Raw genomic sequence first — 7,310 nt, 5'->3', positions numbered from 1 at the left:
CCGGCGGCCAGGCCCTCGGCGTGGCCAGGGTGCGCGGCGGCGGTGCCGGCGGCGCCGGCCAGGGCCAGCGCGGCGGCGGCGCGCGGCAGGATGCGGGAAGTCTTCATGGGTTCTCCTTGCGTCGCGCGGTTGTCAGCGCACCTTCACCGAGGTCAGCTCGCGGCCGTCCTCGCTCATCACGTGGGTGGAGCAGGCCAGGCAGGGGTCGAAGGAGTGCAGCGTGCGCAGGATCTCCACCGGCTGTTGCGCGTCGGCCATGGGCGTGCCGATGAGCGCGGCCTCGAAGGCGCCGATCTGGCCCTTGGCGTCGCGCGGGCTGCCGTTCCAGGTGGTGGGCACCACGCACTGGTAGTTCTCGATCCGGCCGTCCTTGATGCGGATCCAGTGGCCGAGCTGGCCGCGCGGCGCGGCCACCAGGCCCACGCCCTTGGCCTCCTTGGGCCAGGTGGCCGGGTCCCACTTCTCGACGTTGGCCGTGGCGGTGTCGCCGGCCTTGATGTTGGCGACCAGCTCGCTCCAGTCCTCCACCATCATCTCGCCGCAGTACTGGCTCTCCAGGCAGCGCGCCAGCGTGCGGCCGATGGTCGAGGGCAGCAGCTGCTTGAGCGTGTAGTCGGTGGCGGGCAAGCCCAGCGCCTTGGGGAAGGCGCTGTTGATCATCTCGGCCGCGTACTCCAGCTGCGCCTTGGGGCGCTGCGCGTACTGGTTGCCCTTCCGGGCGTGGGCGTAGGCCAAGATGTAGCGCGACAGCGGGCCCACCTCCATGGCGTGGCCGCGCCAGCGCGGGGCCTTGATCCACGAGTACTTGGCGCTCTCGTCGATCTGCTCGATGTGGGTCCTGCTGCCCTTGGTCCTGGCGCCGAGCTCGAAGTTGGGCTCGGTGACGCCGTCCCAGGGATGCAGGCCCTTGGACTCGTCGGCGTACTTGTACCAGCTGTGGGCGACGAACTCCTGGATCTGCTCCGGGTCGCGCGGGTCCACCGGGTGGATCTCGTCCCAGTTGCCGCCCAGGATCGCGCCGCCGGGCAGTTGATCGGTGGACTTGTCGTAGTTGACCTTGGGATACTCGCCGTAGTCGCTGACGTTGGTCGCCGCCAGGCCGCCGCCGTGCAGCCAGCCGGCCTGCTTGTACAGCGTGCCGATGGCCAGCACGTCGGGCAGGTAGACGTTCTTGTTGAACTCCACCATCTCGTCGATGCGCGCCCTGATGAAGTTCAGGCGGTCCATCGTGATGGGCGCGCCCACGGCGCCGTTGCCGTCGAGGTTGATGGCGCAGGGCACGCCGCCCACGAGGTAGTTCGGATGCGGGTTCTTGCCGCCGAAGATGGTGTGGATCTTGACCCACTCCTTCTGCAGGTCCAGCGCCTCCAGGTAGTGCGTCACGGCCATCAGGTTGGCCTCGGGGGGCAGGATGTAGGCCTTGTTGCCCCAGTAACCGTTCATGAAGGGGCCGAGCTGGCCGCTTTCCACGAACTTCTTCAGGCGGTTCTGGATGTCGCGGAAGTAGCCCGGCGAGGACAGCGGGTGCGAGGGCGAGACCAGTTGCTGCAGCTCGCTGGTCTTCTTGGGGTCGGCCTTGAGGGCCGAGACCACGTCCACCCAGTCCAGCGCGTGCAGGTGGTAGAAGTGGACGACGTGGTCGTGCACCTGCAGCGTCTTGGCCATCATCTCGCGGATGAGGTGCGCGTTCCTGGGGATCTTGATGCCCAGCGCGTCCTCCACCGCGCGCACCGAGGCCAGCGCGTGGCAGCCGGTGCACACGCCGCAGATGCGCTCGACGAAGGCCCAGGCGTCGCGCGGGTCGCGGCCCTTGAGGATCACCTCCAGGCCGCGCCACATGGTGCCGGTGGACACGGCGTTGCGGATGACGTTGTTGGCATCCAGGTTGACCTCGCATCGCATGTGGCCCTCGATGCGGGTGACGGGATCGACGACGATGCGGCGGCCGCTGTCGTCAAGGTTGAAGCCTTGGGTGGCGTAGCTGGTCATGGCGTTGGGGACGATTTGCTCGTGGGTTGGCCCGTTCGCACTGAGGTATCGAAGTGCGAATCCGTCAGGCTGCGATGGCTGCACCCCGGCAGGGGCCGTTCATCCTTCGATACCTCAGGACGAACGGAACACATCACTGATGAGGACGAAACGAAGTCATCCCTGCGTATTGGCCGCGGCGTCGTGCTTGACGGTGGCGCGCTTGAGGGCCGAGACGGCCGCGTGCGCCGCCACGGCCGCGCCCACGGCGCCGGCGGCGGCCATGCCCACCTGGTCGGCGTTGGCCTCGATGCCGAACTGGTGGATGCCGCTGAGGCGTTCATAGAACGAGCCCTTGTCCCAGAAGCCGTCCTCGGAGCAGCCGATGCAGCCGTGGCCGGCCTTGATCGGGAAGCTCGTGCCGGCGTTCCACTGCACGGTGGCGCAGGCGTTGTAGGTGGTGGGGCCCTTGCAGCCGACCTTGTAGAGGCAGTAGCCCTTGCGCGCGGACTCGTCGTCCCAGGCTTCGACGAACTGCCCGGCGTCGAAGTGCGGCCGGCGGTAGCACTTGTCGTGGATGCGCTGGCTGTAGAACATCTTCGGCCGGCCCTGGCGGTCGAGCTCGGGGATGCGGTCGAAGGTCAGCATGTAGGTGATGACGCCGGTCATCACCTCGGCGATCGGCGGGCAGCCCGGTACCTTGATGATGGGCTTGTCGGTGATGACCTGGTGCACCGGCACCGCGCGCGTCGGGTTGGGCTTGGCCGCCTGCACGCAGCCCCACGAGGCGCAGGAGCCCCAGGAGATCACGGCCTTGGCGTCCTTGGCCACGTGCTTGAGCTGCTCCACGAAGGGCCGGCCGCCGATGATGCAGCTCATGCCGTCCTGGTTCAGCGGCGGGTTGCCCTCCACGGCCAGGATGTAGTTGCCCTTGTACTTGCTCATCACCTCTTCGAGGATGGCCTCGGCCTGGTGGCCGGCGGCGGCCATGAGCACGTCGTCGTAGTCCAGCGAGAGCATGGACAGCACCACGTCCTTGGCCAGCGGGTGCGCGCTGCGGATGAAGGACTCGGAGCAGCAGGTGCACTCCAGCCCGTGCAGCCACAGCACCGGCGTGCGCGGCTTGGTTTCCATCGCGTGGGCGATCTGCGGCACGAAGGCCGGGCCCAGGCCCAGCGAGGTCGCGGTCAGCGAGCAGTACTTGAGAAAGCTGCGCCGCGAGATGCCCTGGCGCCGCATCACCTCGTAGAAGGTCTCCATCCGTGTCTCCCGTTCGTGGAACCGCCGCCCTTCTCCCGACCGGGCGTCGCAACGGGATCACAAGTTCCATGCCGCTGGCCGGCGCACGCATCGGCGTGCGCGCCGGCCGTGCTAAGCCTTTGAATGCCATCGAGTTTTCTTCAGGCCCTGCGTGACCCCCGCGTGACGGGAGGGTGCCTGGGGTGGTCATTGCGCTTGCAGCGCGGCGGCTGAAGTGGAAGCGGCACTGCCGGCGCATGGTCCGCGCCGCATCCAAAGCTTCCAGTGATGGCACCTAGGGTTTCCACCAGGAGGCCGGCACTGGGGTTGTCAGGTTGTTCAGGGATGGCGGCTCCTACACTGCGCGCCATGAACGAGACAGTACATTCCGCCCCGCGCGCCGCGACGGCCAAGGCGGAGGGCACGCGCACGCACGACCCGGAGCGCACGATGGCCGACATCCTGGCCGTGGCCACGCGCGAGTTCGCCGACAAGGGCCTGGCCGGTGCGCGCGTGGACGCGATTGCCGAGGCCACGCGCACCAGCAAGCGCATGCTCTATTACTACTTCGGCAACAAGGAGGGGCTGTACGTCGCGGTGCTGGAGAACGCGTACAGCGCCATGCGCGCGATCGAGTCGCAGCTGCAGCTGGAGGATTTCGACCCTGAGGAGGCGCTGCGCCGGCTGGTGGCGCACACGGTGGACTACCAGCGCGAGCATCCCGACTTCATCCGGCTGGTGATGAACGAGAACATCCACCGCGGCGAGTTCATGGCGCAGAGCAAGGTGATCCAGCAGCTCAACGTGCCCGCCATCGACGCCGTGCGTCGCGTCTACGAGCGCGGGGTGGAGGCCGGCGTGTTTCGCGCCGGGCTGGACCCGGTGGACCTGCACATGTCCATCAGCGCCTTGAGCGTCTTCAACGTCGCCAACCGCCACACCTTCTCGCTGATCTTCAAGCGCGACCTGGAGTCGCCCGAAGCGATCGCCGCGCGGCGCGAGAGCATCGTGGAGATGATCGTGCGATTTGTACGCAAGTAGGATTGTTCAACTGGTTACAGTGAGGCCGCCTCAGTCACGCGAGCTGCCGCCGGCCAATGACTTCCTCCGCACCACCCCTTCACGCACTTCCGGAAGAACGTGCGGCTGGCGCGGGCGATGGGCGGGCGAGCGCGACGCTGGCGACATCGCCCGCCGGCCATGAAGAGCACCGGCTGGCGCGGACGGTTGCGCTGGCATCGCTGCTGGTGTTCGTCGTGGCGAGCCCGTGGGCCCGCTTGCCACTGCCCCAGGTGTGGGCCTTCATCCCGATCTACGAATCGGCGCTGATCCTGATCGACCTCATCACCGTGGTGATGCTGCTCGGCCAGTTCTGGATCGCGAGGTCCAGGGCGCTGCTCGTGCTGGCCTGCGGCTACCTGTTCACGGCTGCCGCGACGGCGGCCCATGCCCTGACCTTCCCCGGGCTGTTCGCCCCCGGCGGCCTGCTTGGCGCGGGACCACAGAGCACGGCCTGGATCTACATGTTCTGGCATGGCGGGTTTGCGCTCTTCGTGACGGCCTACGTGCTCGTGCGCGGCAGCCGCTTCGAGCCGGTGCGCGGTGCCCGCCGCGCACGGGCCGCGCTCATCGGCGGCGTTGCCGCGCTCGGTGGCGCGGCGGGCTTCGCGGCGCTGGCCACGGCCGGACAGCAGTGGCTGCCCCCGATCATGCAGGGCCACCGCTACACCCCCGCGATGATCGTCGTGGTGTGCTCGGTCTGGCTGTGCAGCCTGGTCGCGCTGGGGCTCCTGCTCGTGCGGCGGCGGCCCTACACCGTGCTGGACCTCTGGCTCGCCGTCACGCTGTGCGCCTGGTTGTTCGACATCGCCCTGTCCGCCGTGCTCAACGCCGGCCGCTTCGACCTGGGTTTCTACGCCGGCCGCGTGTACGGCTTGCTGGCGGCCAGCTTCGTGCTCCTGCGGCTGCTGCTGGAAAACAGCGCGCTGTACGCGCGTCTGGCCACCGCCCATGCGGCACAGCAGCGACGCGCCAGGGAGCTCGACCAGCTCGCCCACGAGTTGCAAGCCACCAACAGCCTGCTGAGCAAATCGAATCGGCGGCTGGAGGAACAGAGCCGCTTCAAGTCGGAGTTCCTCGCCAAGATGTCGCACGAGCTGCGCACACCGCTGAACGCCATCATCGGATTCTCCGAGATGCTCAAGACCGGCATGGCGGGGGAAGCCTCGGAAACGCAGCGCGTCTTCGCCGGACACATTTTCGAGAGCGGGCACCACCTGCTGGCCTTGATCAACGACATTCTCGACCTGTCGAAGATCGAGGCCGGCAAGCTCGAGACCGTGCTCGAAAGCGTGGCGCTGGAGTCCGTGCTGTCGGAAACGATGGCCATGGTGAGCGGGGTGGCCCAGGCGCGGGGCGTGGCGCTGAAGCTCGACCTGCGCGCGAGCCCGGGGACTTTCCAGGCCGACCGGCGGCAGCTCAAGCAGATCGTCCTCAACCTCCTGGCCAACGCGATCAAGTTCAGCCCGGACGGCGCTCGCGTGACGCTGGCCGTGAACATCGTCGAGAGGGCGCATGCCGAGACCGCGCTGCCCGGCTTCCACAACGGGCTGCGCATGCCGTTGCCGGCCAGCGACTTCCGCTACTTCGTCGAGCTCTCGGTGTCGGACACCGGCATCGGCATCGGCGGCGATGACATTCCCAAGCTCTTCAAGCCCTTCTCGCAGGTTTCCAATGCCGTCACGCGCCAGGCCGGCGGCACGGGGCTGGGCTTGGTGATGGTGCAGCGCCTGGCCGAGCTGCATGGCGGCACGGTGGCCGTCACGAGCGAACCCGGGCGCGGTTGCTGCTTCACGGTATGGCTGCCCTGGCGCCGCGAGGAGGTGCCCGCGGCGGAATCGGCCCCCGGGACGCCCAGCGCCGAGCAGGACCGGCCGCTGGCGCTGGTGATCGAGGACAACGCCGAGACGGCGTTCCTGATGACGGCCCAGCTCCAGACCTTGGGCTTTGCCGTGCGGCAGGTGGCTTCCGCTGAAGAGGCATTGGCGCTGTCGTCCGAGCTCACGCCCGCGCTGATCACGCTCGACATCCAGTTGCCGGGCATGGACGGCTGGGAGTTCCTGGCCCGGCGCAAGGACATCCCCCGCTGGGAGAGCGTGCCGGTGGTCGTGGTTTCGGTGGTCGCCGACCAGGGCATGGGCTTCTCGCTGGGGGCGTCGCTCGTGCTGCAAAAGCCCGTCGCCTGGGACGCCTTCGCGACGGGGCTCAAGCGCCTTGAATTGGTACCCGGTGATGAACGCGACGTCACGGTGCTGGTCATTGACGACGATCCGGCCGCGGTGGAGCTGTTGGCCACGCAACTCCTTCAACGCAACTACATCGTCCTGCGTGCGCTGGGCGGGCACGAAGGCATCGAGCTGGCGCGGCGTTTCCACCCGCACCTGATCGTGCTGGATCTGGAGATGCCGGAGGTCAGCGGGTTCGACGTCGTCCAAGCCCTCAAGCACGACAGCTCCACGGCGCACGTGCCGATCGTTGTCGTGACGGCGCGGGATCTCGGCACCGCGGACCGCGACCGGCTCAGCGGGCACGTGCTTGAGCTCGTCGGCAAGTCGGCGTTCAACCCCGCATCGTTCGCCGGTGAAGTCCAGCGTGCACTGGCCAAGCCCGTCTGAAGCGACTTTCAGCCGCGCCCTCCCACGGCCAGCGCTTGCACCCCATCCGGCCCAGGCTGCCGTCCCGCGCGCCCAGCGTGGGCTTCAGCCGCCACGCTTGAGGAAGTAATACGTTCTTCCCCACCAGGACGCTGCCGGGCGCATCCGGCAGCGTCCTGGCCGAGACCGGACTGGAACCGGTTCCCTTGTTGCGCTGCATCTACGGGTTATTCCCAACGCATGAAAACGGACTAGTTCGTACATTGCTGATCCCTGGCAAATGACGGCCGCGCCGTTTGCTGCAAGAACCACGCGCCGCTCTCGGTGCCCAACACGGAGACAAGCTCATGAACCGATTCCTGGACGGCTACTGCCGCCTGCTCGACGCGCTGATCGCCTTGGCGCTGGCCATCATGGTGGTGCTGGTGTTCGGCAACGTGGTGCTGCGCT

The 7,310-nt window shown here is 67.8% G+C and carries 4 protein-coding genes and 1 pseudogene; 3 read left to right on the top strand and 2 right to left on the bottom strand.

Annotation, left to right across the window (positions count from 1 at the left end):
* Positions 1-132: 132 nt before the first annotated feature.
* Entirely contained in the window at positions 133-1,989 is a 1,857-nt protein-coding gene (locus Q0741_RS19780) for a nickel-dependent hydrogenase large subunit (protein WP_298234909.1), read from the bottom strand.
* A gap of 156 nt (positions 1,990-2,145) precedes the next feature.
* Positions 2,146-3,228, bottom strand: a complete 1,083-nt coding sequence (locus Q0741_RS19775; RefSeq protein WP_298234908.1) for a hydrogenase small subunit — start codon at positions 3,226-3,228, stop codon at positions 2,146-2,148.
* 348 nt (positions 3,229-3,576) lie between these two features.
* Here Q0741_RS19775 and Q0741_RS19770 point away from each other — a divergent pair, with 348 nt between their 5' ends.
* From Q0741_RS19770 to Q0741_RS19760, 3 genes and pseudogenes are all read left to right on the top strand, one after another.
* Positions 3,577-4,248 carry a TetR/AcrR family transcriptional regulator gene (locus Q0741_RS19770; protein ID WP_298234907.1) on the top strand — a complete coding sequence of 224 codons (672 nt, stop codon included), beginning with the start codon at positions 3,577-3,579 and terminating at the stop codon, positions 4,246-4,248.
* A gap of 236 nt (positions 4,249-4,484) precedes the next feature.
* Positions 4,485-6,881 carry a response regulator gene (locus Q0741_RS19765; protein WP_298234906.1) on the top strand — a complete coding sequence of 799 codons (2,397 nt, stop codon included), beginning with the start codon at positions 4,485-4,487 and terminating at the stop codon, positions 6,879-6,881.
* A 326-nt stretch (positions 6,882-7,207) separates the two neighbouring features.
* A pseudogene (locus tag Q0741_RS19760) lies at positions 7,208-7,310 on the top strand (TRAP transporter small permease); the annotation flags it as partial.

This window comes from uncultured Azohydromonas sp. (assembly GCF_937926365.1).
In the GTDB taxonomy this organism is placed as follows: domain Bacteria; phylum Pseudomonadota; class Gammaproteobacteria; order Burkholderiales; family Burkholderiaceae_C; genus Azohydromonas.
The sequence above is the reverse complement of the archived record's forward strand: the minus strand, read 5'-3'. Positions and strand labels throughout refer to the sequence as shown.

Coding starts and splice junctions, on each gene's coding strand:
- Q0741_RS19780 (WP_298234909.1), bottom strand. CDS start 1,989: ATGACCAGCTACGCCACCCAAGGCTTCAACCTTGACGACAGCGGCCGC.
- Q0741_RS19775 (WP_298234908.1), bottom strand. CDS start 3,228: ATGGAGACCTTCTACGAGGTGATGCGGCGCCAGGGCATCTCGCGGCGC.
- Q0741_RS19770 (WP_298234907.1), top strand. CDS start 3,577: ATGAACGAGACAGTACATTCCGCCCCGCGCGCCGCGACGGCCAAGGCG.